This is a genomic window from Seramator thermalis (genome assembly GCF_004138125.1).
In the GTDB taxonomy this organism is placed as follows: Bacteria; Bacteroidota; Bacteroidia; order Bacteroidales; family Dysgonomonadaceae; genus Seramator; species Seramator thermalis.
The window spans coordinates 427,575-450,529 of the sequence record NZ_RXHS01000001.1 but is presented as its reverse complement, the minus strand read 5'-3'; the positions used below and the strand labels follow the sequence as shown (position 1 = coordinate 450,529).

Sequence of the window (22,955 nt, the reverse complement as noted above, 5' to 3'; positions counted from 1 at the left end):
TAAATAAAATGATTTTGTTGTATTTTTGTACAGCCAACTATTAAGTTTCAAAAAAACCAATCCGAAATATCTTTCGACAAAGAAGATGTATCTCCTTTGCACTTTAAAAATATGATTGACAGATCCATATTCGAGAATAAAACAGCTGCATATTATACACTCGGATGTAAATTGAATTTTGCAGAAACATCTGCTATAGGACGACAGTTGTCTCAGGCGGGTATAACGAAAGCAAGAAAAGGACAAAAAGCCGATATTTGCGTGATAAACACATGTACGGTTACCGAATTGGCCGACAAGAAAGGCCGGCAGGCTATTCGCAAGATGATTCAGCAACATCCGGATGCATTTGTAGTGGTAACCGGATGCTATGCACAGCTCAAACCCGATGATATAGCCTCGATAGAAGGCGTGGATTTGGTATTGGGTGCTGAACAAAAACTCGATATTTTTCAATATCTCAACAATCTGACCAAGAAAGACAAGGGAGCGGTGATAACGTCCAAAACCAATCGGATAAAGACATTTGTGCCTTCTTTGTCGGCTGACGATCGAACACGATATTTTTTGAAAGTACAGGACGGATGTGATTATTTTTGTTCGTTTTGCACCATTCCCCACGCACGGGGCAGAAGTCGTAACGGTTCTATTGCAGATCTGGTGACACAAGCGCAATCGGTTGTGGCTGAGGGTGGAAAAGAAATTGTGTTGACAGGCGTCAACATTGGAGATTTTGGTCATACAACAGGCGAGCGTTTTTTTGATTTGCTGCTTGCTCTCGACGACATACAAGGTATAGAGCGTTTTCGCATTTCGTCAATCGAACCCAACTTGCTTACCGATGAGATTATCGATTTTGTGGCAAATTCAAAGCGCTTTGCACCGCATTTTCATTTGCCTCTGCAGGCCGGCAGCGACGATGTTCTGCAATTGATGAAACGTCGCTACGATACGGCTTTGTTTCGCCACAAAGTGGAAAAAATAAAACAAACAATGCCCGACGCATTTATCGGGGTGGATGTTATTGTGGGAGTGCGGGGCGAGACCGATACTTATTTCGAAGAAAGCCGAAAATTTATTGAATCGCTACCTATTTCGCAACTACACGTGTTCACATATTCCGAAAGAGCAGGAACTCAGGCGCTCAAAATACCTCACAGTGTCGATCCGAAAGAGAAACATGCTCGAAGTAAGGCTTTACTGGATATTTCGGATAGAAAATTGCACGAATTTTATCTCTCTCAAAAAGGTGCTTCAAAAAAAGTGATTTTCGAACATACTCGATATGGTTCAAAAATGTATGGATTTACGGAAAATTATATCAAGACGGTTGCCGATTATAATCCTTCTCTCGTAAATAAGGTCACAAAAGTGCAAATTGGAGAATTGGACGAAGATCGATCGGCGATGAAAGCAATTATATAAGAGGTATTTCATGAAAAAAATCAACTATATCAAGTATTATTTACTGTATGGTATTTCATACATCCATGCCCTGCTCCCATGGAGTTTGTTATATTTTCTTTCCGATATACTTTTTATTGTTTTGTACCGACTTGTAAGATATAGGCGTAAGATAGTTCGTGTTAATCTTCAAAATGCATTTCCCGAAAAATCGGTGATCGAAATAGAAAAAATTGAGCGTCAATTTTATCATTTTCTGTGTGATTATTATATCGAAACTATTAAATTGTTGCACATTAGCGATGAAGATGTGAAACGTAGGATGAAATTTGAAAATCCCGAATTGCTCAACGAGCTTACGAAAGACGGTAACTCTTGTCTGCTCAGTTTGGGGCATTACGGCAATTGGGAATATGTTTCGTCTATCGGCTTTTATCTATCTCCCGAATTGTTTCAGGGTCAAATTTACCACAAATTGCGTGACGGAGCATTCGATCGTTTTTTTTTGAAAATTCGATCTCGTTTTTCTCCTCTGAGCATAGAAATGAGTGATGCCATGCGGACGATCGTTCACAATCGTCAGCAGGGAAAGGCTATGGTCATTGGTTTTATCAACGATCAACGACCTCGCCGTAACGCCGGCCAGCATTGGACTCGATTTCTCAATCAGGACACGCCGGCGCTTATAGGTATGGAGCGCATCGCACGAAAATTTGGATTCTCCGTTGTTTATCTCGATCTACGTCGTGAAAAAAGAGGGCATTATGTCGGTCGATTTTCTGTAATTACGACCGATGCATCCAAAGAAGAAAAATTTGCCGTGACCGAACAATATATGCGGCTTCTCGAAAAAACCATCTTACGCGATCCTGCGTATTGGCTTTGGTCGCACAAGCGATGGAAATTTAAGCGTGAAACGGCTGAAAAAATATGAATAAAACATCGGTCATCATTTTGAATTGGAATGGGCGAAATTTGCTCGAACAGTTTTTGCCCGGAGTATTGAAGTTTTCGAAATCAAACGATACCGAAATCGTCGTTGCCGACAATGGGTCATCTGACGATTCGGTTTCTCTACTCGAAAAGCAGTTTCCCGATGTTCGACTTCTGGCATTCGATAAAAACTATGGTTTTGCGGAAGGATATAATAAAGCCATCCGCGAGGTTGAGGCCGAATATGTAGTTTTGCTGAATTCGGATGTCGAAGTAACCTGCAATTGGCTATCGATACTCGTCTCATATCTTGATCGTCATCCGGAGACGGTAGCAGTGCAGCCAAAAATTCGTTCGTTTCATAGTCGCGATCTGTTTGAATATGCCGGAGCTGCCGGTGGTTTTATCGATCGGTATGCCTACCCGTTTTGTCGTGGACGCATACTTCAACGTGTGGAGCAAGACTATGGTCAGTACGACACCGCAATTCCCATTTTTTGGGCTACCGGTGCCTGTATGTGTATTCGACGCGAAAAATATTTGGAAGTAGGTGGATTGGATGCACGTTTTTTTGCTCACATGGAAGAAATTGATCTTTGTTGGAGGCTCAATGCACGAGGATATGTTATCGAGTGTGTTCCGACGTCGGTTGTATATCATGTTGGTGGCGCGTCTCTCAACAAAGAGAATCCGCAGAAGACTTATCTCAATTTTCGCAATAATCTGCTGATGATATACAAAAATGTATCGGACAGAATGTTGCCAAGAGTGCTTTTTGCACGTTTCATCCTCGATTTTGCAGCGTTCCTGCATTTATTGATAAGCGGAAAATTCGATAATGCCCGTGCCGTGATGAGAGCCGAATCCGATTTTATGCGAATGAGACCGGCATATCGTCTGTTGCGTGAACAAAATCTCGAAAAAACCATTGTCCCCTGCATCAAGCAGCAATTTGGTGGCAGTATTCTCTACAACTATTATTTGAAAGGCAAAAAAACGTTTCAGTCGATTTTCGATCGAAATCATAAATAGATCCGAAAATTACGAAATGTTTTCTTGCTTTTTACACACTGTGCATATTAAGTTACCTCTTTTTGAAAAAAAGGTTTATATTTGCATACCGTATAATAACGACAAACCATTGAAAAATATCTTTTTTATATGATCAATCCCGATTTATTTTCAAAAATTTCGTATGGGCTATATGTTGTCTGTTCGGGCAATAGATTCCGAGGCACCGGATTTGTTGCAAATACCGTTTTTCAAGTAACATCAAAACCGCCTCGGTTTGCTGTTTGTTGCAATAAAGACAATTATACATCCGATTTCATCAAACAGTATAAAGCTTTTTCGGTTTCGGTTCTTTCGCGTGATGTTTCGTCCGATCTTATCAATCGATTTGGATATAAATCGGGTAGGGATATCGATAAATTCTCGAGTTTGGATGTGACGTATGGCGAAAGTGGAGTTCCGATTCTGAAAAACGAAAGCTTGGCCTACTTCGAATGCACTCTTATCGATGCGTTTGATGTGGGTACTCACCTGATATTCATTGGCGAGTTGCTGAATGGTGACGTTCTCGATCTTGAGGGTGAGCCGCTTACTTACGATTATTACCATAAGGTGAAAAAAGGAGTTGCGCCCAAAAATGCACCCACTTATGTCGATCGTTCTCTTTTTGATGAAAAAACGGAATCAGACAAGATGGTTGGATTAAAAAAATACGAGTGTACGGCTTGCGGTTATGTGTATAACGAAGCCGATGAGAAAATTCCGTTTGCCGATTTGCCGGACGATTGGGAATGTCCTATTTGCGGAGCCAAAAAATCGGAATTTGAGGAAATTCTGTAGGCCTGTTTTTTTTGAAACGCTTTTTTTTCGGTAAAGTTTTTACGATTATTCGAAATTAAACGAGAGTACGATCATGCGTTGCGTCGCTTTTGAAAGGGATTTTGCATATTTTTGCAAAGCTTCGTCCTTTAAATCCGAACGATCTGTCTCGAGAATATCGGTCAATCCGAAACAAAATTTCAGCTCGGGCGATAACTTAAACATCGGCATATAGAAATCGCATCCAAAGCCCAATTCTATCCCGTAGTCAAAAGATTTGAGCAGCACTGCTTGCTCTTTCTTGCGATTTAATTCTATGCTACCGTAGCCACCCAACAACAGATAGGGGCGATAGTTGTTAATTCTTCCGGCGGCCATTTTCACCTGCAACGGAATTGTTAAATAGTTGTTTCGTATCGATGTTGCGAACTCTTCACCCGAAGTTTGTTCCTTGAAGACAAGGTCTTTGCTCCCGAAGTGCAGGGTAGGAATGAGGCGCAGGTTCATATATCGGTTCAGATAACGATCGGCAATCAGTCCAACGCTGAATCCGGGAGAATAATGCGGGATTTCGGAAAACCAGACTTCTCCGTCATCATTGATATAACCCGATTGGGTGAGAATGAGGTCTTGCGTGTTTAGTCCGATAGTGAATCCCAAATGAAATATTCGCTGATCGGCATAAGGCATGTTCTGCAGTTTGCGCTGTTGTGCAAAACAGTTTATAGTGATGATGGACAGCGATGATAAAACGATGAGGATCTGTTTCATGTTTTAATAAACGCTTTTTGAGAACAGATAGTATAAAATCGGAATGTTTTTTCAGGAGGTTATCTTGTTGATGAGCTGAAAGAGTGTGAGAGATTGTTGCTCGCCTGTTTTCATGTTTTTGAGCGAAATAGTGCCGTTGCCCATTTCGGTCTCGCCCACCAATGCCACGAACGGAATTTGATTGCTGTCGGCATATGATAGCTGTTTCTTCATTTTTGCAGGTTCCGGATACAGTTCTACTGAAATACCCGCGTTACGCACTTGTGGCAGCAAGGAGAGAATGTATGTTTCTTCTTTCTGTCCAAAGTTCACGAAAAGGATGTCGGTGCCGTGCGTGGATTTTTCGGGGAAAAGGTTGAGTTGTGCCAGCACATCGTAAATGCGATCGGCGCCAAAAGAAATTCCTACACCCGAAACGCCCGGAAGTCCAAAAATACCGGTCAGATTGTCATATCGCCCTCCTCCGGTGATGCTGCCCATTTCGGCATCGAGCGCTTTCACTTCGATAATGGCTCCCGTGTAATAATTGAGGCCGCGGGCCAGCGTCAAATCCAGTTGCAATTCGCTTCCCGGAGCTATTGCATCTACTTTGTTGAGAATATATTCGATTTCGGCCACGCCTTTCATTCCGGTTTCTGAATCGGAGAGCACGTTTTGTAGTGTGGCTATTTTTTCGCGATTGTTGCCTTGCAACAGGATAATCGGTTGCAGCTTGTCGATGGCTTGCTGCGAAATATTCTTCGAGCGCAATTCGGCGTTCACATTGTCCGGCCCGATTTTGTCGAGTTTATCTATTGCAACGGTGATGTCCGTTATTTTATCGGCTTCGCCGATGATTTCGGCAATGCCCGAAAGAATTTTCCGATTGTTGAGTTTTATGCAGACCCTAATGCCGAAGCGTGTGAAAACTTCGTCGATGATTTGCACCAGTTCTACTTCGTTGAGCAGCGAGTCGGAGCCCACAATGTCGGCATCGCACTGAAAAAACTCGCGATAACGGCCTTTTTGTGGACGATCGGCACGCCAAACGGGTTGAATCTGGTAGCGCTTGAAGGGAAATGTGATTTCGTTGCGATGCATCACCACATATCTTGCAAATGGCACGGTCAGATCATATCGAAGTCCTTTTTCCGAAATCTTGGTGGCAGTCCGGGCAGCGTTACCTTCCGTCAAGTCACCAGCATCGATATCTGCAAGAAAATTTCCCGAATTCAATATCCTGAAGAGCAGTTTATCGCCTTCTTCGCCATATTTTCCCATCAGTGTGGACAGGTTTTCCATGGCCGGCGTTTCTATCGGCCGGAAGCCATGCAGGCGATATACTTCTTTGATGGTGTCGAAAATATAATTGCGTTTTGCCACTTCTTCGGGCGAAAAGTCGCGTGTTCCTTTCGGGATGGATGGTTTTTGCATCTTTCTCTATTTTTTTGCAGTGCAAAGATAAACAATTTCGATGATATCTTTTTTTCGTTTTGCGGTGTAGGCAATAGTCGAGGCATGGAATGATAGGAAAAAGCGCTCCCCGAAAAAGTTTTTCCGAGAGCGCCTGAAAAAGTTATGGCATAAAAATACTAAAGCAAATTGCTCGCAAGTTCCGATAGTTCACTCCTTTCGCCTTTCACCAGATTGACGTGCGCGAAAATCGCCTGGCCTCGCATTTTATCAATCATGTAAGCCAATCCGTTGGATTGAGCATCCAGATACGGTTGATCGATTTGTTGCAAATCGCCTGTGAAAACCATTTTTGTTCCTTCGCCGGCACGGGTGATAATGGTTTTCACTTCGTGAGGCGTAAGGTTTTGGGCTTCGTCGATAATGCAGTACGTTTCAGAAAGGCTGCGACCACGAATGTAGGCCAATGCTTCAATTTCGAGTTGTCCCGATTTTTGAAGTTCTTCAATCACCCGCAACTCTGAGCTATTGATGCCAAGTTGGGCTTTTATCACATTCAGGTTGTCGAAAAGCGGCTGCATGTATGGGGCGATTTTTTGCTTTTCGTCTCCCGGCAAAAAGCCCAAATCCTTGTTCGAAAGCGATACAATGGGACGTGCCAGCAGGATTTGCCGGTAAATTTTGTGTTGTTTGAGAGCCGAAGCAAGTGCAAGAAGTGTTTTGCCGGTGCCGGCTTTTCCCGTGAGACCCACCAACTTGATATCGGGATCGTTGAGCACTTCGAAAGCGAAAGCCTGTTCGGCATTGCGGGGAAGGATGCCGAAATTATTGTCCTTGTCAACCTTTTTGATTTTTTTCGTAAACGGATTGTAGCGTGCCAGCACACTATTGCGATCGCTTTTCAGAATAAAGCATTGATTGGGTTCGATGGGCATTTCAAAATTGAATTCGTCGAAATCCACACCAGCCGGTTGCGCATAAATTTTGTCGATCAGGTCGGGATTAATTCCTTCGAAGGTTTCTTCGCCTTTATAAAAAATATCGACGTTCACTACCTTGTCGTTGATGTAATCTTCAGCCAACAGTCCCAACGAACGGGCTTTCATGCGAAGATTGATATCTTTCGAAACCAGAATGGTTTTCATCTTCGGATATTTTTCCGAAATATCGACCACTGTCGAAAGAATGCGGTTGTCGGAAGAGTATTCGGGAAAGGCTTCCGCAATGCGTATGTTGGTTTTAGGACTGTTTACGATATAAAGTTTGCCTCTACCGATGCCCAAATCGGCGCCATTGGTAAAGAGCGTATCATCGGTGATTTCGTCCAGTTCGCGAATGAAAGCGCGGGCATTATAATTGATTTGGTCACTTCCTTTTTTAAACTTATCCAATTCTTCGAGTACCACAAAGGGGATGTAAATATCGTTTTCTTCGAAATTGTCCAGGCATTTGTAGTCGTGGAGAATGACATTGGTGTCGAGGATGAAATTTTTTTTCTGATGTGCCGATCCGGTTTTTGCTCTGCCACTCTTCGTTTTCGGCCGTGGCTTAGTGTCTGTGTCGTTCATATTCAAATCAAATTAGATGTTTGTCTGTGTTTTAAACGTAGTCGGGGAAAGAATGTTTTTTCCCTTCGCATTTATTTTGCAAGGTAGAATAAAAAATGCAATAACGAGTAATCGATATTGCATTTTTTGAAGATAAATGACCGAATCCTGATTACTTAAAGGTTACTTCTACTAAGCCCATGTCTCCAATGGTCATTTTCAAAACCAGTTTGTCGAGCGCAATGTCCACTACTTCATAGTTAGTGGTTATGGCGCCTACTTTCAACGACAATTGTTTGCCGTCGGTGGATAATTGCCAGTTTCCTTCCTGATTTGTTTCGCTGAAGCAGGTCGAAGTGCCAACATTGATGGAAAAAGTACCGTCCGATTTGAAATTGTAAACATCGTCCTTCAAGCAATCGGGCAACTCGTGCCCTTGAATGGAGGAGTATTTCCAATTTTTCACGATCATGGTGGCTTTTGTGATATTGCCTTCCACTTCTTCTTCGGAACACGACGATAGTGTGAGTGCGAATGTAGCAACGAGTGCTAACATGAATAAGTAATAAAACTTTTTCATAATTTCTGAATTGGTTAATAATTAATTGTCTTTTTGCAAACAATGTTTTATCTTTATTGTTGGATGGTGTAAACATTTTTTTCGTAATTCATCCTCGATTTCTGATTTTATAACCTGAAAACGATAGAAATTGATTTTTTTTCATCTTCCTGTTTAAACATCCCTGTTAAAACAATTCCGAAAGGTATCGTTTGATTGCTTTCGGATGATATATCGGATTATGCAATCCCTTTTGCAGGCTTGTAATATGATTATCGTGAAAAAATATTCGAAAAAAAATATTTGTTTTTGCATTATTGTTTCAAAATTCTTTTTACCTTTGTCCCGCAAAAGTTTTTTATGGCAGAACGTTATCTGGTTTCTACTCTTTCAAAAGTACGTAATTGTTAACCTCTCTTAAACATACTTCTGCAAACAGTTTTTTACTTATTTATTTTTTTAATTTTTTTACATGAACATTTTTGTTGCTGGCTTAAGCTATCAAATTAGCGATGCCGATTTAAAGGAACTTTTTGAGGAATACGGAGACGTTACCTCTGCAAAAGTCATTACTGACAAAGAAACTAGCCGTTCAAAAGGATACGGTTTTGTGGAAATGGCAGATGAAAACGGTCAAAATGCCATTGATGAATTGAACGGTGCCGAATACGACGGTCGTACTTTATCGGTATCTGTTGCTCGCCCTCGCACTGAAAACGAAGACAGAAGAGGCGGTGGTTTTCACAGAGGTGGAAACAATAATCGCGGCGGTGGATACGGAAATCGCGACAATAGAGACAGGAACCGTTATTAAGTAATTAAAAGAAATCTCATCGAAGGCCATATCCCTGCAAGGGGCTATGGTCTTTTTTAGTATGCCAGGCATATACATACTACTAACAAGATGCAAGTTCTTGTACACGCCGAGTTGGAAGGAAGTGTTAGCGAATGGCAAGGCTTCGGCCGTGAGCTCAGCCGAACGGGTGTTGCAGGTGACTGCAAATCTGAAAGAAGCCATCAGCAAAGACAGCGTATCAACGCACAGAAATCGGATATAAGGCTGACAAACGGAGGGCGAGCGAGCCATGGATTGCGATATCCCAAAAACCAACCGTAACCGTTTCCAGTAAATCCGGTGGTACCTGTCGAAAGCAGTATTGTTTATCCCGGGAGATCTTGCAGAATGCACCAACAGTGCGGGATATGCAGCGATGTGGATCTATGAACCGCAAGGCGTCAAACAAGTCGAGATTCCGAAGCTCAATGGAGGCAAGCGCAAGTTGGGTATACCCACGGTCACCGACCGTATCATCCAACAAGCCATAGCCCGGGTGCTGAGTCCCCTCTACGAACGCACATTCTCTGACCACAGCTACGGATTCAGACCCAATCGAAGTGCTGCTCACCAAGCGCTTAAGAAAGGGCGCGAATATGTAGAACAGGGTAGATACTTCGTTGTCGATATGGATTTAAAAACATTCTTCGATGTTGAAAACCACGACCGCTTAATGTATCGATTATCATTAACCATTGGCGATAAAACGCTATTGAAACTGATACGCAAATACCTTCAAAGTGGAATAATGGTTGATGGCATTGTAAGTCAACGTACCGAAGGCACCCCTCAGGGAAGCCCTCTTTCTCCGCTGTTGTCGAACATCGTCTTAGATGAGTTGGACAAAGAACTGGAGAAAAGGGGACACAAATTTGTTCGATATGCCGACGATTGCAACATCTACGTACGCAGCCAAGCGGCAGGCGAGAGAGTCATGAAAGTGGATGGTTGAACTACTTTCGCTTTGCCCGATGCAAAGGCTTATTAAAGAATCTCGATTCATGGATACGCAGAAAACTTCGGTGCTACAGATTAAAGCAGTGCAAGAGGGTAATTACCCTGCAACGTTTTCTTGAAAGACAGGGAGTTGAAAGTCGGCAAAGCTGGATATTACCCCTCTCCGGAAAAGGACACTGGTGCAAGTCAGGTTGCCCACAAGCCCACCAGGCTCTTAATAACAAATGGTTTGATGAAGCGGGTCTATACAACCTCACATTAAATTACGAGAAGTTAAACAATTAAAAGAAACCGCCGTGTGCGAGAGCATGCACGGTGGTGTGAGAGGGCGGGGGAGTAATCCCCCTACCTACTCGATTCGGATGATAACCGATATATCGAATAATCCAACCTCATTGCAAGCCTGCAAAACATCTGCACAAGTTTGAATTAGCACTTTGCAGATGTGCAAAGCACTTGAATAGGGTTGATCTGGTGCTTTGCAGACCTGCAATATGATTATCGTGAAAAAATATTCGAAAAAAATATTCGTTTTTGCATTTTTATTTCAAATTTCTTTTTACCTTTGTCCCGCAAAAGTTTTTTATGGCAGAACGTTATCTGGTTTCTACTCTTTCAAAAGTACGTAATTGTTAACCTCTCTTATACATACTTCTGCAAATAGTTTTTTCACTTATTTATTTTTTTAATTTTTTTACATGAACATTTTTGTTGCTGGCTTAAGCTATCAAATTAGCGATGCCGATTTAAAAGAACTTTTTGAGGATTACGGAGACGTTACCTCTGCAAAAATCATTACTGACAAAGAAACTAACCGTTCAAAAGGATACGGTTTTGTAGAAATGGCAGATGAAAACGGTCAAAATGCCATTAATGAATTAAACAGCGCCGAATACGACGGTCGTACTTTATCAGTATCTGTTGCTCGTCCTCGCACTGAAAACGATGACAGAAGAGGCGGTGGCTTTCACAGAGGTGGAAACAATAATCGCGGCGGTGGATACGGAAATCGCGACAATAGAGACAGGAACCGTTATTAAGTAGTTAAAAGAAATCTCATCGAAGGCCATATCCCTGCAAGGGGCTATGGTCTTTTTTTATGGAATTCGCGGTGAACCAATTTTCGAATCAAATGTTTAAACTTCAAATTTAATCGTAAATGAGTGTTATACTTCATATCGAAACTGCTACACCTGTTTGTTCGTGTGCATTATCCGAAAATGGACAAATTATTTTCAACCGCCAAAATCGCGAGGGACTGTCGCATGCCGTTTTGTTGGGCGTTTTTGTGGACGAGGCTATCGCTTTTGCCCGCACCCAACAGAAAAAGATCGAAGCTATTGCTGTGAGTAGTGGTCCCGGCTCCTATACGGGATTGCGAATTGGCGTTTCGGAAGCCAAAGGATTGAGTTATGGATTTGGCATTCCTTTGATAGCCATACCCACGCCGCTCATTATGGCGCAGATGATGATTGATACTGCAGATGCTCAAACGCTGTTGTGTCCCATGATCGACGCACGCCGGATGGAAGTGTTTGCAACGGTTTACGATCATTCGTTGGAAACAATCCGAGCAACTACGGCCGAAATTATTACTCCCGACAGTTTTAGCGATTTACTTGCCGAGCACAGAATCCTCTTTTTTGGAAATGGATCCGACAAATGCAAAAACACCATCACACACGCCAATGCACTCTTTGCCGACAACATTTACCCTTTGGCCATTGCCATGATTCCCCTTGCCGAAAAAGCTTTCGATGCTAATGATTTCGTAGATGTTGCCTATTTCGAACCACATTACCTGAAAGAATTTGTGGCCACAGTGCCAAAAAATAAAGTAATTGAAGTTTAACCCTTTTAAAAAAACATGCTTTATGAGTTCATTAGTCGAAATCAAAATGCTGCCCAATGGGCCACTTCACCTCGAAGGTGATTTCAAGATTGTTCATCCCGACGGAAAAACGGAAGAAAAAAGCGGTGCAATACATTTGTGTCGTTGTGGTCATTCAAACAACAAACCTTATTGTGATGGCTCACATCACAAAGTCGATTTCAAAGGTTAATTTGTTTTTTTTAATCATAAGGTTGAAGAACTTGCAAAAGATCTTCAACCTTTTATTCCTTTTTTTACTAATAATATGAGAACAAAACACATCCTGCTTTTAGCATTTCTCGTTTCATTTTCTGCATCCGTTTTGCATGCACAACCTGTAGCCGTGGTTCGTGGACTTTGTTTGAATGCCCCGTCAAAAGCCGATGTCGAAAGGTTTGTAAAATTAATCGACACCACACTGGCTGCCGACAGTGTCAATACCATTGTTCTCCGAATCGATTATCGTTATGAATACAAATCGCATCCCGAGTTGCAGGCAAGCGATCCGCTGTCGGAGTCCGATTTGAAAAAGATTGCAGATGCGTGTCAAAAAAATCATATCCGCCTCATTCCACAAATCAATCTTTTGGGACACCAATCATGGGCAGGACAAGTCGGCAAATTGCTCGAAATTTATCCCCAATTCGACGAAACACCTTCGATTCAACTGCCCAAAGATTACAAGTGGCCTAACGCCGACGGATTGTATTGCAAAAGTTATTGTCCGTTGCATCCCGATGTACACAAGGTCGTGTTCGATGTGGTAGACGAAATCGTGGAGGCTTGCCGGTCCGATGCATTTCATGCGGGGATGGATGAGGTCTTTTATATTGCTCATCCCGATTGCGAGCGGTGCAAGGGCGAAGATCCGGCAGTACTTTTTGCACGGGAGGTAACCCTCATTCGCAATCATTTGGCTGAAAGCGGAAGGCAGTTGTGGATTTGGGGTGACAGACTTATTGACGGAAAAACAACGGGCGTTGGGGAGTGGGAAGGAAGCTACAACAATACGTATCGAGCCATCGACTTGATTCCGAAAGATGTGATCATCAATGATTGGCACTACGAACAGGCTGTGCCGACACCTGCGTTTTTTGCTGCAAAGGGCTTTTCGGTCGTGGCATGTCCGTGGCGCAAGCCCGAAGTTGCCATTCAACAGTCGGCAATGATGAAAATGTTTCGTGAGAATTCTTCTTCGGTTATGAGTTCCCGATTTGCAGGAGTAATGCACACGTTTTGGAGCGATACGCGCATTTTTATCGACGGAATGAACGGAACCGACGAAAAAGCTCAGAACGATCCATCGGTGCAGACGTTCAAGGCGTTGGTGAAAGTGTGGTGATTTTTATCGGATGGCCAATTCGAAATAAGCCATCAAAAACAAATAGGAAGCCGGAAGCGCAATGAGTACACTGTCGATACGATCGAGAATTCCCCCATGTCCGGGAATAAGGGTTCCCGCATCTTTCAGATCGTAGGTTCGCTTGATGAGCGACTCGAATAAATCGCCCAATGTTCCGAATATGGAAACGACAAATGCGAAGATGACCCAAAAATCTGTCGGATATTCGGGTATAAGATGTGCAAAAATCAGTCCTGCAATCACCGTAAACACAATTCCTGCGATAAATCCTTCCACTGATTTTTTCGGCGAAATTCGTGAAATGAATTTATGTTTGCCGATGAGTGAGCCGATGAAATAGGCAGCCGTGTCATTCACCCAAATGAAAACAAAAATGGCAAGTCCCGGTACGTAATGAAATTTTTCGTCGAAAAGGTTGAAATGATACGAAAGCAGCATCAGTAAACAGAGTGGAAGAGTGATATACATTTGGCCGAAGACCGAATAGATGATGGCATGAAGAATATCGTATCGATTGACAATGATTGCCGACATATAAAGCGCCAATAAGTAGGCCAAAATCGCTGCCGGAAAAGCGAAAAGATTGATTTTTTCGAGAAACAGAAAAGCAGTAAAGAAGATGAGTACTCCGGAAAAGATATTAAATATCTTGCTGATGGCATGGGTGGTATTTTTTTCCACCATCCGGTAAAATTCGTAAAGGCCAAATCCGAGAATGGCGGCAAAGATGGGCATAAACCAAAACCTGCCGCCAAGCAGGCCAATCAGTATGACGATGATATAAATCGTACCGGCTATTGCCCGGGTAAATAAATCTTTTGTATTCAAAATCTGGAATAAGTGATTTCGGGTAAAGTGTCTATTTTTTTTGAACTACATCTTTAGTGTTTGCTTCGTGTTTGCGTCTCAACTTTTTTCGATTTCGAATCGGCTTTCTTTGACGAAGATTCGGAATGTTTGGCATTCACTTCATTCCTGGCTTCGTTGGTCAAAGTCGAGGACTTTTCTTCCTGCATTTCGGTTGATTCTGAGGCATTGTTTTCTGCTTCAAAATCGATATTATTTTCTATCAAAATATTGTACCAACCAATAAGTTTTTTTATGTCGGAGGCATAAACCCTGTTTCTGTCGTAGGTCGGAAGAATTTCGGCAAAATAGGCAAAAAGGTCCTTGTTTTGAGTCAATTTATCGATAGCAACTTTTTTGCCTTCTTCTTTTTCTTTAATTTTTGCGAAAACTTCCCGCAAGGGAACATCTTCTTCTTCGGTGTAAATCGAGACATCACTCAATGCAACGGCTTTTTCAGAGAGATAGATGGGAATACGTTTGCCATCGGCAAGCGATTCTACGATGTTCATGTTTTTACTGGTCGATATCAATTTATATAAACCCGGTTTGCCTGAAACAGATAGTATTTTCGTAAGCATATCTTTGAGTTATTTGTTATCTATATGTTTAATAGAGCGATTTTTGACTCACAAAGGTAGTTATAGGGTGGCATATATGCAAACTTTCGTTTTTTAAATTGAAAAATTGCCTGAGTGATAATTTAAGAGATCGATCCGATTTTCGAAAGAAAGATGTATCTTAGCATTGCAAAAACAAAACAAGTATGAAACGAATCGTTGTTTTTTTATCGATAATAGCCATGTTGTTTGCCTCTTGTTCCAATAAGGATAAAACTCAGAAAACATCTGCCGAAGGTTCGGTTGCAGAAAAAATTGTTGCCGGCGAAAGCGATCTCTTTATGCTGGTCGGAACGTATACTTCGGACAAAGGCAGCAAGGGTATTTATGTCTATCGTTTTAATATGGATTCGGGTAAAGCCGATTCTGTGAGTATGGTTGAAACGGAGAATCCTTCTTATTTGACCATTAGTCCGGACAGTAAATTTGTGTATGCGGTCGAAGAAAATGGTGAAAAACACAGTGCGGCTCATGCATTTTCGTTCGATAAATCTACGGGAATACTCAAACATCTCAACAAACAATTGACAATGGGTGCCGATCCTTGTTATATTACAATTGACCCAAAAGGGAAAACCGTGTTTACTGCCAATTACAGCGGCGGCAGCATTTCGTCTTTCCAAGTCGAAAAAGACGGATCGCTTTTGCCTATTAATACGCTCTTGCAATTTCATGGCTCGAGTTCCGATAAAGATCGTCAAACAAGTTCCCATCTGCACTCGGTAAGATATTCGCCCGATGGGCAATATATTTTTGCTGCCGATTTGGGAGCCGATAAAATATATCGACTGACTCCACTCGAATCACCTTTCAAAGGTCAACCTTCTGTTTTGAACGAAAGTTTAAAGGAATTTCCTGTCCCCGCAGGAACAGGGCCGCGACATTTCGATTTTCATCCGAATGGACGATACGTTTATTTGTTGGGTGAGCTTTCGGGTCAGGTTATAGTGTTCGATTACAGCAGCGGAATGTTGACCCAAAAGCAAACGATAGCTTCCGACACGGTTGGTGCACATGGCAGTGCCGATATTCACGTTTCACCTGACGGACGTTTTGTATATGCTTCCAACAGGTTGAAAGCCGATGGTATTGCAATTTTTACCGTTAACCCCGATGACGGCAAACTTACCAAAATCGGTTATCAGCCTACCGGCTTGCATCCGCGCAACTTTGCCATTACTCCAAACGGAAAATATTTGCTCGTTGCGTGTCGCGACGACAACAAAATTCAGGTGTTTTCGATTGATTCCAAAACCGGACTGTTGAGCGATACTCATCAGGATATTCAACTCAGTAAACCGGTTTGCGTGAAATTCACGTCGATGTAATTCGGGAAATTTTCTTAACTGTAAATAATCCCGGCGATTGTAGCCGATTATTTCCAGGCTAATATACCGCCTTTAAGGTTGTAGATGACGGGGAATCCCTCTTTGGTCAGCATTTGGGCTGCGCGCATGCTTCTCACCCCGCTGCGGCAGAATACTGCAACAGGGCGTGATTTGTCGAGCTTTTTCCTTGCATTCTTGATAAAATCGGGCGAAGTAATGTCTATTTGAATGGCTTGGCCGATCGTGCCAGAGGCATATTCATCGAGTGTGCGAACGTCCACCAATTGCACTTTCGGATCGGCAATTATTTTTTTGAACTCGTTTGCGTTAAGGGTTTTAATATTTCCGGAAGTTGATAAAAAATTAAATAGTCCCATATCGGTTTATTCGTTTTGAGTGATTTGCATGAGGCATTCTTTGCAATCGAATGAAAGTCTCAATTTTGATTTGCCATTCATAAGATAAAGTGGCTCTTTGAAATCGTTTTTTCGGTCTGTTTCTTTCGGACAGTATCCGAGTGCAAATTTGATGCAGTGTCGGGTTGTCATGAGTACAACATTTTTCTGTGCAACTTGTTCGAACGATGGTTGCAGAATCTCCGTATGGTGGGCATTGTAAAACAATCGACTTTTTTCGTTAGAAACATTGCCTAAGTAGGTAAGTTCCTTTGTAGGAAAGGGATGTGTTGTTGCCTGTAGTTTTTTTGTCTCCCGCCGATAATTTATTCTTCGTGCCGAAAGCAGTTTTTCCACGAGTTTTTTGCGCCAGTCACTCAATATCGAGGAGGGAATGAACCATTGACTATCGAAATCGATGTTTACCGACTTAATTTCAAATGGCGTATTTCCTGTTCGTGAGAGCTGCGAGCGTATATTTTCGGTTTGTTCCGTTTTTGCGGGATTCTTTTCAAAAGGTTCTGCAAGACAAATGCTCACGCCGTCTTCATCTCTGATTTGGAGCGCAAAACCGAATGGCTGTTCGCTGATTGTAATAACTGCAGAGATCTTACGATCGGCAGTTTTTTTCGATAATTGCGTTTCGAATTCGTGATCGTAATTTCTGTAGATTTTTGTTCCGACGTTCACATTTGGCATTTCTGCGGGAAATATCGTATTTCCTTCGGCGCGATTGACGCGAAAGCCCGTTAATCCGTCACGATCGATAAAGCAAAGTCCGTCGCCGTTGTCTAGCGATAGTTTCGTATTGATTACCATCGAGTTTCTCCTGACAGATTTAATGGTTCCGATATATTCGCCGACAGATTTGGGTGATTCCGACGAAACAATATCGTGCTGCCGACCATACGAAAAATAATCGGTGAATCCGCGATTGAAGCTTTTGGAAAGATTGGGCGCGAATGTAATTTTGCTGATGCCCGATGAAGCACGGGTAAACTCAGGCCTTCGATTGAAAATCTCGTCGAGTTTCTGACGATATGCCGAAACAACGTTTTTCACATACGAAACATCTTTGAGACGACCTTCGATTTTCAGCGACGATACGCCGGCATCGAGCAATGCTTCGAGATGATCCGACTGATTCAAATCTTTCAGCGAAAGTAAATGGGCGTTTTTTTGCAATACCTGTCCGTTGGCATCCACCAAATCGTAAGGCAACCGACAGAGTTGTGCACACTCGCCCCGATTGGCACTTCTGCCCGTTATGGCCTGACTCAGATAGCATTGTCCGCTATAGGAGACGCATAGCGCTCCGTGAACGAAAACTTCGAGCGGAACGCTCGTCTGCGAAGCAATTTCGGCAATGTCGCCGAAAGAAAGTTCCCGAGCCAGCACCACTTGCGAAAAACCGGCTTGTTCCAGAAATCGGACTTTTTCAACCGTTCGATTATCGGTCTGAGTGCTCGCATGAAGCGGGATAGGAGGAATATCGAGTTGCAGAATGCCCATGTCCTGCACGATAAGTGCGTCAGCCCCTGCACGATAAATTTTGTGAATTAACTTTTCGACGTTCGAAAGTTCCTTATCGTAGAGGATGGTATTCATTGCCACATAAACGCGAGCATTGTAGATATGGGCAAAATCGGCTAATTCTGCGATATCTTCAATGGAATTGCCGGCAGCCGAACGGGCACTGAATCCTTCGATCCCGATATAAACTGCATCTGCTCCGTGCAAAATCGCTTCTTTCCCGATTTGCTTATCCTTTGCCGGAGCCAATAACTCAATTTTTCGTACGGTTTTCAATTACAAATCTCCCAATTGTTGTATTTCGCTCAAATTGAATGGTGTTGCCTGATAAACGAAATAGTTGAGCCAATTGATATACAGTAGATTGGCATGCGATCGCCAACGCACCAGCGGAGGTTGTTGAGGATCGTCGTTACGGTAATAATTTTTTGGCAATTCCACCGAAGTAAGTCCTTTTTTCAAATCACGAACATATTCGTTGTGCAGCGTTAGCGGCGAATACTCGGAATGGCCGGTAACGTAGAATTCCCGGCCGCCTCTCGACGAAACAATATAAACACCTGCTTCGTCCGATTCCGAAAGAATCTTCAGATCGGGACATTGACGGATTTCGTCGGCATTCACCGTTGTGTGGCGGCTATGGGGCGCATAAAATTCGTCGTCGAAGCCTCGAAACAGAGGATATGCGGGATCGTTGATCGTATGTCGAAAAACGCCGAATAATTTTTTTTCGAGCGGGTATTTTTCTATTCCGTAGAAATGGTGCATTGCCGCCTGTGCTGCCCAGCAGATATAAAATGTGGAGGTAACGTGCGTACGTGCCCAATCAAAAATACGCGTGAGTTCGTCCCAATATTTCACTTCGCTGAATGGAAGCAGCTCGACGGGAGCTCCTGTAATAATCATTCCGTCGTAAAACGAATTTTTGATTTTCGAGAATTTTATATAAAACTGAATCAGGTGTTCGATGGGCGTATTTTTTGGTGAATGCGAAGATAGTGCCAGAAACTCGATTTCAACCTGTAAGGGTGAATTCGACAGCAACCGAATCAAATCGGTTTCGGTGGTAATCTTCAAGGGCATTAGGTTGAGAATAAGTATTTTCAATGGACGAATGTCCTGCATGGATGCACGCAGATCGTTCATCACGAAAATATGTTCGTTTTTCAGAATCTCAATAGCGGGCAGGTTATCGGGTAATTTTAGAGGCATAGTTTATTCTTTCGGGTGAGTAATTCAAATTATTTTTATGGATAAAAACGGAAAGAAGAGTTTTTTATGATTTTTTCTTTTTTTGCACACTCCAACCAAATTTTCCGATTGATTTACCCAATCCGTAGTAATTGCCATGTACGTAGGCAAGTAAACCGGCCTGTTGGAGATCGAATTTTCCCGTTTCGGCGTCCATAAATTGTTCGTCGGCTTTCACATTTAGCACTTCGGCTATGAACATATCATGCGAGCCGAGTGAAATAATTTCTTTCACACGACATTCGATATTTAACGGCGATTCTTCGATGATGGGCGCTTCAATCATGGATGCTTTGCCGGGCGTAAGTTTCATTTCCTGAAATTTGTTGAAGTTTTTGCCGGAACGTACCCCACACCAATCGGTCGCGTAAGCCAATTTCTCGGTGGTCAGATTGATCACGAATTCCATATTGCGTTTGATGATTTCATAAGAATGTCGCTCAGGGCGCACCGAAATGTAGCACATGGGCGGATTCGAACAAATCGTTCCAACCCAACTTACAGTGAGGATATTGTATTCTTCGGGTTTGCTGCCGCAACTGATCATTACGGCCGGCAATGGATATATCATAGTGCCGGGTTTCCAGTCCTGTTTCATTTTTTTTCTAAGGGATTTTCCAAATATTTCGTCTCGCAATTATTTCAATTCGATTTCATCCTTGTTAATCTTCAATTCACAATAATGGCATTGCAAAATCACTTTTTCCTTGTCGATGACGTGAAATCGTGTTTTCATCGGTTCGTTGTTGGTGATGCACTTTGGATTGTTGCATTTCACAATTTCTACGATTTCGTCGGGAAGCGTAATCTCTTTTTTTTCGACAACTTCGTAATCCTTGATGATATTGAGGCTTACACTGGGGGCGATCAGAGCGATACGATTGATTTCGTCTTCACGAAAGAATTTATCGGCAATCTTGATGATGCCTTTTTTCCCCATTTTGCGGCTTCGCAGGTTGTTGCCGATAGTGATGCGATGATCGATTTTCTGCAATTGCAGCAGCGAAACAACTTTAAACAGTTCCTCGGTGGGAATATGGTCGATGGCGGTGCCGTTTTCGAGTGCGGCAACTTGCAATTCTTTTCTCATATCTCATTTTTGTTTAAATCTCTTTAAATCTCTTCGGAATAGGGGAAACCCAATCTCGAAAAAATGCAAAATCGTTATTCGTGATATTCCATGTTCAGCAAATCGCAAATTACGGCTTGTCGTGCATATATGCCATTTTTTGCTTGTTGAAAATAATAGGCTTTCGGATTGTCGTCCACATCCTGATCGATTTCTTTCACGCGAGGAAGTGGATGAAGCACACGAAGATTGCTTTTCGAATTGTTGAGCATCTCGTTGTTGAGAACATATGCGTTTTTCACTTTTTCATATTCCATCAAGTCCGTAAAGCGCTCTTTTTGAACGCGTGTCATATACAGAATATCGGCTGTTTCGATGGATTCGGGAGCAAAATCCACAAATTCTCTGTATCGAATCTGTTTGCTGTCGCAAAAGATTTTGTATTTGTCGGGAATATGTAATTCTTCGGGAGCCACAAAATTGAATGTCGGATGAAAATGCGAAATTCCTTGAATGAGTGAGTGCACGGCTCGTCCATATTTCAAATCTCCTACGATGGTAATCGTCAGATTTTCGAGTGTACCCTGAGTTTCGTAAATGGTGAACAAATCGAGCAGTGTTTGCGTAGGATGCTGGTTTGAACCATCGCCGGCATTGATAATGGGTACCGGAGAAATTTCGGATGCATAGCGTGCCGAACCTTCCAGATAGTGTCGCATGATGATGAGGTCGGCATAGTTGCTCACCATCATGATGGTGTCTTTGAGTGATTCTCCTTTGGTGGAGCTTGTAGTGCCTGCGTCCGAAAATCCGATGACTCTGCCGCGAAGTCGATTGATGGCCGTTTCGAAACTCAGGCGCGTGCGCGTGGATGGTTCGAAAAAAAGCGTGGCGCACACTTTCCCTTGCAACAAATCGCTGTTGGGATTGGCTTTGAAGCGAGCGGCACTCTCAAGAATACGCACAATATCATCCTTGTTGTAATCGTTGATATCTACTAAACTTTTGGGCTTCATTGGCGAATTGAAGTATAGATGTTTATATCGGCAAAAATACGGAAATTTGCTCCAAATTTTGAAGTTCGTTCAATAAATTTTTGTTGTTCCGGCACAATCATTTCATTTTCCGATCAAATCGATATAACGAAATGTTTTGAGCTTGTGTGAAAAAAAGCCCGAATTTGCGGTTGCAAGTTCGGGCAAGACTTTTTGTATGAGCGAGTTTGCTATACTTCCAAATCGATATCGAAAAGTTCGTGCCAAGGAAGCCCTTGCTTATTGAGTTGATCCATAAACGGATCGGGATCAAATTCCTCTACGTTGTGTACGCCGGGTTTCTTCCACAGTCCCTGCATAAACATCATTGCTCCGATCGTTGCGGGCACGCCTGTCGTGTAACTTACTCCCTGAGCTCCGGTTTCCCGATATGCGGCTTCGTGACTGCAGTTGTTGTAAATATAATAGGTGCGTTCTTTACCATCTTTTATACCTTTTATTCTGCAGCCGATTGAGGTTTGTCCCTTGTAGTTTTCACCCAGTTTTCCCGGATCGGGAAGAACGGCTTTCAGAAACTGAATGGGAACAATTTTTTGTCCGTTGAATTCCACTTCGTCGATACGCGCCATTCCGATATCCTGAATCACACGCAGATGCGTGAGATATTCCTCACCAAAAGTCATCCAAAAGCGGGCACGCTTGATCGTGGGAAAATTTTTTACCAGCGATTCGAGCTCTTCGTGATAAATCACGTATGATTCTTTTGGTCCGATTTCGGGATACGTAAGTGGTTTATGAATTTCGTGCGGTTCGGTTTCGATCCATTTTCCGTTTTCCCAATATTTTCCTTTTTGGGTTACTTCGCGGATATTGATTTCGGGATTGAAATTTGTGGCAAATGCTTTGCCATGATCGCCGGCATTGCAGTCCACGATATCGAGATAATGAATTTCATCAAAATGATGTTTTGCCGCATACGCCGTGAAAACGCTTGTAACGCCCGGGTCGAATCCGCATCCGAGAATGGCAGTTAGACCGGCTTTTTCGAATTTATCTTTGTAGGCCCATTGCCAACTATATTCGAAATGTGCTTCGTCGCGCGGTTCGTAGTTTGCCGTGTCCAGATAGTTCACGCCACATTCCAGACAGGCATCCATGATGGTTAGATCCTGATATGGTAGTGCTACGTTGATCACGATATCGGGTTTGTACGTATCGAAAAGCTTTACCAATTCGGATACATTGTCGGCATCTACCTGCGATGTCTTAATCGTCACGCCGGTACGACGTTTCACATCTTCGGCTATGTCATCGCATTTGCTTTTTGTACGGCTTGCCAACATAATTTCGGTGAAAACGTCATGATTTTGAGCCACTTTGTTGGCTACTACCGTTCCTACACCGCCTGCGCCAATAATTAATACTTTTCCCATCTATGACTGATATTTAGGTTT

The 22,955-nt window shown here is 42.7% G+C and carries 25 protein-coding genes and 1 pseudogene; 13 read left to right on the top strand and 13 right to left on the bottom strand.

The genetic code is table 11. From position 1 onward, the window contains the following. Positions 1-111 precede the first annotated feature (111 nt). The 4 genes from mtaB to EJN84_RS01995 all read left to right on the top strand — a co-directional run bounded on the left by mtaB (position 112) and on the right by EJN84_RS01995 (position 4,188). Complete coding sequence (gene mtaB / locus EJN84_RS02010; protein WP_129593849.1) at positions 112-1,425, top strand: tRNA (N(6)-L-threonylcarbamoyladenosine(37)-C(2))-methylthiotransferase MtaB; 1,314 nt, start codon at positions 112-114, stop codon at positions 1,423-1,425. 10 nt (positions 1,426-1,435) lie between these two features. Beyond that, positions 1,436-2,338 (top strand): lysophospholipid acyltransferase family protein, encoded by a 903-nt coding sequence (locus tag EJN84_RS02005; protein ID WP_238943896.1) that lies wholly within the window; start codon positions 1,436-1,438, stop codon positions 2,336-2,338. Next, positions 2,335-3,369, top strand: coding sequence for a glycosyltransferase family 2 protein (locus EJN84_RS02000; RefSeq protein WP_129593848.1), 1,035 nt, complete (start codon positions 2,335-2,337; stop codon positions 3,367-3,369). Before EJN84_RS02005 ends, EJN84_RS02000 begins: the two co-directional genes overlap by 4 nt. Before the next feature lie 129 nt (positions 3,370-3,498). Further along, the gene (locus EJN84_RS01995) at positions 3,499-4,188 is read left to right on the top strand and encodes a flavin reductase (protein ID WP_129593847.1); all 690 of its coding nucleotides are present in this window, start codon (positions 3,499-3,501) and stop codon (positions 4,186-4,188) included. A 45-nt stretch (positions 4,189-4,233) separates the two neighbouring features. On the opposite strand, the gene porT is transcribed toward EJN84_RS01995, so the two are convergent. The 4 genes from porT to EJN84_RS01975 form a co-directional block, all read right to left on the bottom strand. After that, positions 4,234-4,938, bottom strand: a complete 705-nt coding sequence (gene porT, locus EJN84_RS01990; protein WP_129593846.1) for a type IX secretion/gliding motility protein PorT/SprT — start codon at positions 4,936-4,938, stop codon at positions 4,234-4,236. Positions 4,939-4,989: 51 nt separating this feature from the next. Next, the gene (gene hisS / locus EJN84_RS01985; RefSeq protein ID WP_129593845.1) at positions 4,990-6,351 is read right to left on the bottom strand and encodes a histidine--tRNA ligase; all 1,362 of its coding nucleotides are present in this window, start codon (positions 6,349-6,351) and stop codon (positions 4,990-4,992) included. 158 nt (positions 6,352-6,509) lie between these two features. After that, on the bottom strand, positions 6,510-7,898 hold the full coding sequence (locus EJN84_RS01980; protein ID WP_129593844.1) for a PhoH family protein: 1,389 nt from the start codon (positions 7,896-7,898) through the stop codon (positions 6,510-6,512). A 151-nt stretch (positions 7,899-8,049) separates the two neighbouring features. Then, positions 8,050-8,457, bottom strand: coding sequence for a lipocalin family protein (locus EJN84_RS01975; protein ID WP_129593843.1), 408 nt, complete (start codon positions 8,455-8,457; stop codon positions 8,050-8,052). A gap of 451 nt (positions 8,458-8,908) precedes the next feature. On the opposite strand from EJN84_RS01975, the gene EJN84_RS01970 reads away from it, so the two are divergent. The 8 genes from EJN84_RS01970 (at position 8,909) to EJN84_RS01940 (ending at position 13,443) form a co-directional block, all read left to right on the top strand. Then, complete coding sequence (locus EJN84_RS01970; protein ID WP_129593842.1) at positions 8,909-9,250, top strand: RNA recognition motif domain-containing protein; 342 nt, start codon at positions 8,909-8,911, stop codon at positions 9,248-9,250. 90 nt (positions 9,251-9,340) lie between these two features. Continuing rightward, entirely contained in the window at positions 9,341-9,553 is a 213-nt protein-coding gene (locus tag EJN84_RS01965) for a hypothetical protein (protein WP_129593841.1), read from the top strand. A gap of 40 nt (positions 9,554-9,593) precedes the next feature. Continuing rightward, positions 9,594-10,223: a reverse transcriptase domain-containing protein gene (locus EJN84_RS01960; protein WP_238943895.1), complete on the top strand. Its 630-nt coding sequence runs from the start codon at positions 9,594-9,596 to the stop codon at positions 10,221-10,223. Next, complete coding sequence (locus EJN84_RS12520) at positions 10,163-10,513, top strand: group II intron maturase-specific domain-containing protein (protein WP_394343070.1); 351 nt, start codon at positions 10,163-10,165, stop codon at positions 10,511-10,513. The genes EJN84_RS01960 and EJN84_RS12520 overlap by 61 nt, the downstream gene beginning before the upstream one ends. 413 nt (positions 10,514-10,926) lie before the next feature. After that, entirely contained in the window at positions 10,927-11,268 is a 342-nt protein-coding gene (locus tag EJN84_RS01955; RefSeq protein WP_129593840.1) for an RNA recognition motif domain-containing protein, read from the top strand. Between the two features lie 119 nt (positions 11,269-11,387). Continuing rightward, a complete protein-coding gene (gene tsaB / locus EJN84_RS01950) occupies positions 11,388-12,080 on the top strand; it encodes a tRNA (adenosine(37)-N6)-threonylcarbamoyltransferase complex dimerization subunit type 1 TsaB (RefSeq protein WP_129593839.1) in 693 nt (230 codons plus the stop codon). Between the two features lie 22 nt (positions 12,081-12,102). Further along, the gene (locus EJN84_RS01945; RefSeq protein WP_101487306.1) at positions 12,103-12,291 is read left to right on the top strand and encodes a CDGSH iron-sulfur domain-containing protein; all 189 of its coding nucleotides are present in this window, start codon (positions 12,103-12,105) and stop codon (positions 12,289-12,291) included. A 75-nt stretch (positions 12,292-12,366) separates the two neighbouring features. Then, positions 12,367-13,443: a family 20 glycosylhydrolase gene (locus EJN84_RS01940; RefSeq protein ID WP_129593838.1), complete on the top strand. Its 1,077-nt coding sequence runs from the start codon at positions 12,367-12,369 to the stop codon at positions 13,441-13,443. Positions 13,444-13,446: 3 nt separating this feature from the next. Here the strand turns inward: EJN84_RS01940 and EJN84_RS01935 are convergent, their stop codons facing one another. Both EJN84_RS01935 and EJN84_RS01930 read right to left on the bottom strand, forming a co-directional pair. Beyond that, positions 13,447-14,292: a phosphatidate cytidylyltransferase gene (locus EJN84_RS01935; RefSeq protein ID WP_165004002.1), complete on the bottom strand. Its 846-nt coding sequence runs from the start codon at positions 14,290-14,292 to the stop codon at positions 13,447-13,449. Between the two features lie 179 nt (positions 14,293-14,471). Continuing rightward, positions 14,472-14,891: pseudogene (locus tag EJN84_RS01930) on the bottom strand (DUF5606 family protein); the annotation flags it as partial. 185 nt (positions 14,892-15,076) lie between these two features. Here EJN84_RS01930 and EJN84_RS01925 point away from each other — a divergent pair. After that, complete coding sequence (locus EJN84_RS01925) at positions 15,077-16,258, top strand: lactonase family protein (RefSeq protein ID WP_129593835.1); 1,182 nt, start codon at positions 15,077-15,079, stop codon at positions 16,256-16,258. Between the two features lie 47 nt (positions 16,259-16,305). Here EJN84_RS01925 and EJN84_RS01920 read toward each other — a convergent pair whose 3' ends face one another. From EJN84_RS01920 to EJN84_RS01890, 7 genes are all read right to left on the bottom strand, one after another. Beyond that, complete coding sequence (locus EJN84_RS01920) at positions 16,306-16,635, bottom strand: rhodanese-like domain-containing protein (protein WP_129593834.1); 330 nt, start codon at positions 16,633-16,635, stop codon at positions 16,306-16,308. 6 nt (positions 16,636-16,641) lie between these two features. Next, positions 16,642-18,462, bottom strand: a complete 1,821-nt coding sequence (locus EJN84_RS01915) for a peptidase U32 family protein (RefSeq protein WP_129593833.1) — start codon at positions 18,460-18,462, stop codon at positions 16,642-16,644. Further along, positions 18,463-19,398: a homoserine O-acetyltransferase MetA gene (gene metA / locus EJN84_RS01910; RefSeq protein ID WP_129593832.1), complete on the bottom strand. Its 936-nt coding sequence runs from the start codon at positions 19,396-19,398 to the stop codon at positions 18,463-18,465. It lies immediately after the preceding gene. A gap of 64 nt (positions 19,399-19,462) precedes the next feature. Further along, a complete protein-coding gene (locus EJN84_RS01905; RefSeq protein ID WP_129593831.1) occupies positions 19,463-20,035 on the bottom strand; it encodes a flavin reductase family protein in 573 nt (190 codons plus the stop codon). A 39-nt stretch (positions 20,036-20,074) separates the two neighbouring features. Beyond that, the gene (pyrI, locus tag EJN84_RS01900) at positions 20,075-20,527 is read right to left on the bottom strand and encodes an aspartate carbamoyltransferase regulatory subunit (RefSeq protein ID WP_129593830.1); all 453 of its coding nucleotides are present in this window, start codon (positions 20,525-20,527) and stop codon (positions 20,075-20,077) included. A 74-nt stretch (positions 20,528-20,601) separates the two neighbouring features. Further along, positions 20,602-21,522, bottom strand: coding sequence for an aspartate carbamoyltransferase (pyrB, locus tag EJN84_RS01895; RefSeq protein ID WP_129593829.1), 921 nt, complete (start codon positions 21,520-21,522; stop codon positions 20,602-20,604). A 209-nt stretch (positions 21,523-21,731) separates the two neighbouring features. Beyond that, positions 21,732-22,934, bottom strand: coding sequence for a saccharopine dehydrogenase family protein (locus tag EJN84_RS01890; protein WP_129593828.1), 1,203 nt, complete (start codon positions 22,932-22,934; stop codon positions 21,732-21,734). Positions 22,935-22,955 lie beyond the last annotated feature (21 nt).

Excerpts from the sequence above, each read along its gene's own strand:
- EJN84_RS01995 (WP_129593847.1), top strand. The coding sequence starts at position 3,499 with ATGATCAATCCCGATTTATTTTCAAAAATTTCGTATGGGCTATATGTT.
- tsaB (WP_129593839.1), top strand. The coding sequence starts at position 11,388 with ATGAGTGTTATACTTCATATCGAAACTGCTACACCTGTTTGTTCGTGT.
- EJN84_RS01925 (WP_129593835.1), top strand. The coding sequence starts at position 15,077 with ATGAAACGAATCGTTGTTTTTTTATCGATAATAGCCATGTTGTTTGCC.
- EJN84_RS01890 (WP_129593828.1), bottom strand. The coding sequence starts at position 22,934 with ATGGGAAAAGTATTAATTATTGGCGCAGGCGGTGTAGGAACGGTAGTA.
- porT (WP_129593846.1), bottom strand. The coding sequence starts at position 4,938 with ATGAAACAGATCCTCATCGTTTTATCATCGCTGTCCATCATCACTATA.
- metA (WP_129593832.1), bottom strand. The coding sequence starts at position 19,398 with ATGCCTCTAAAATTACCCGATAACCTGCCCGCTATTGAGATTCTGAAA.
- EJN84_RS01945 (WP_101487306.1), top strand. The coding sequence starts at position 12,103 with ATGAGTTCATTAGTCGAAATCAAAATGCTGCCCAATGGGCCACTTCAC.
- EJN84_RS02000 (WP_129593848.1), top strand. The coding sequence starts at position 2,335 with ATGAATAAAACATCGGTCATCATTTTGAATTGGAATGGGCGAAATTTG.
- EJN84_RS01970 (WP_129593842.1), top strand. The coding sequence starts at position 8,909 with ATGAACATTTTTGTTGCTGGCTTAAGCTATCAAATTAGCGATGCCGAT.
- EJN84_RS01975 (WP_129593843.1), bottom strand. The coding sequence starts at position 8,457 with ATGAAAAAGTTTTATTACTTATTCATGTTAGCACTCGTTGCTACATTC.
- pyrI (WP_129593830.1), bottom strand. The coding sequence starts at position 20,527 with ATGAGAAAAGAATTGCAAGTTGCCGCACTCGAAAACGGCACCGCCATC.
- hisS (WP_129593845.1), bottom strand. The coding sequence starts at position 6,351 with ATGCAAAAACCATCCATCCCGAAAGGAACACGCGACTTTTCGCCCGAA.
- EJN84_RS01980 (WP_129593844.1), bottom strand. The coding sequence starts at position 7,898 with ATGAACGACACAGACACTAAGCCACGGCCGAAAACGAAGAGTGGCAGA.
- EJN84_RS01965 (WP_129593841.1), top strand. The coding sequence starts at position 9,341 with ATGCAAGTTCTTGTACACGCCGAGTTGGAAGGAAGTGTTAGCGAATGG.
- mtaB (WP_129593849.1), top strand. The coding sequence starts at position 112 with ATGATTGACAGATCCATATTCGAGAATAAAACAGCTGCATATTATACA.
- EJN84_RS01955 (WP_129593840.1), top strand. The coding sequence starts at position 10,927 with ATGAACATTTTTGTTGCTGGCTTAAGCTATCAAATTAGCGATGCCGAT.
- EJN84_RS01940 (WP_129593838.1), top strand. The coding sequence starts at position 12,367 with ATGAGAACAAAACACATCCTGCTTTTAGCATTTCTCGTTTCATTTTCT.
- EJN84_RS01905 (WP_129593831.1), bottom strand. The coding sequence starts at position 20,035 with ATGAAACAGGACTGGAAACCCGGCACTATGATATATCCATTGCCGGCC.
- pyrB (WP_129593829.1), bottom strand. The coding sequence starts at position 21,522 with ATGAAGCCCAAAAGTTTAGTAGATATCAACGATTACAACAAGGATGAT.
- EJN84_RS02005 (WP_238943896.1), top strand. The coding sequence starts at position 1,436 with ATGAAAAAAATCAACTATATCAAGTATTATTTACTGTATGGTATTTCA.
- EJN84_RS01920 (WP_129593834.1), bottom strand. The coding sequence starts at position 16,635 with ATGGGACTATTTAATTTTTTATCAACTTCCGGAAATATTAAAACCCTT.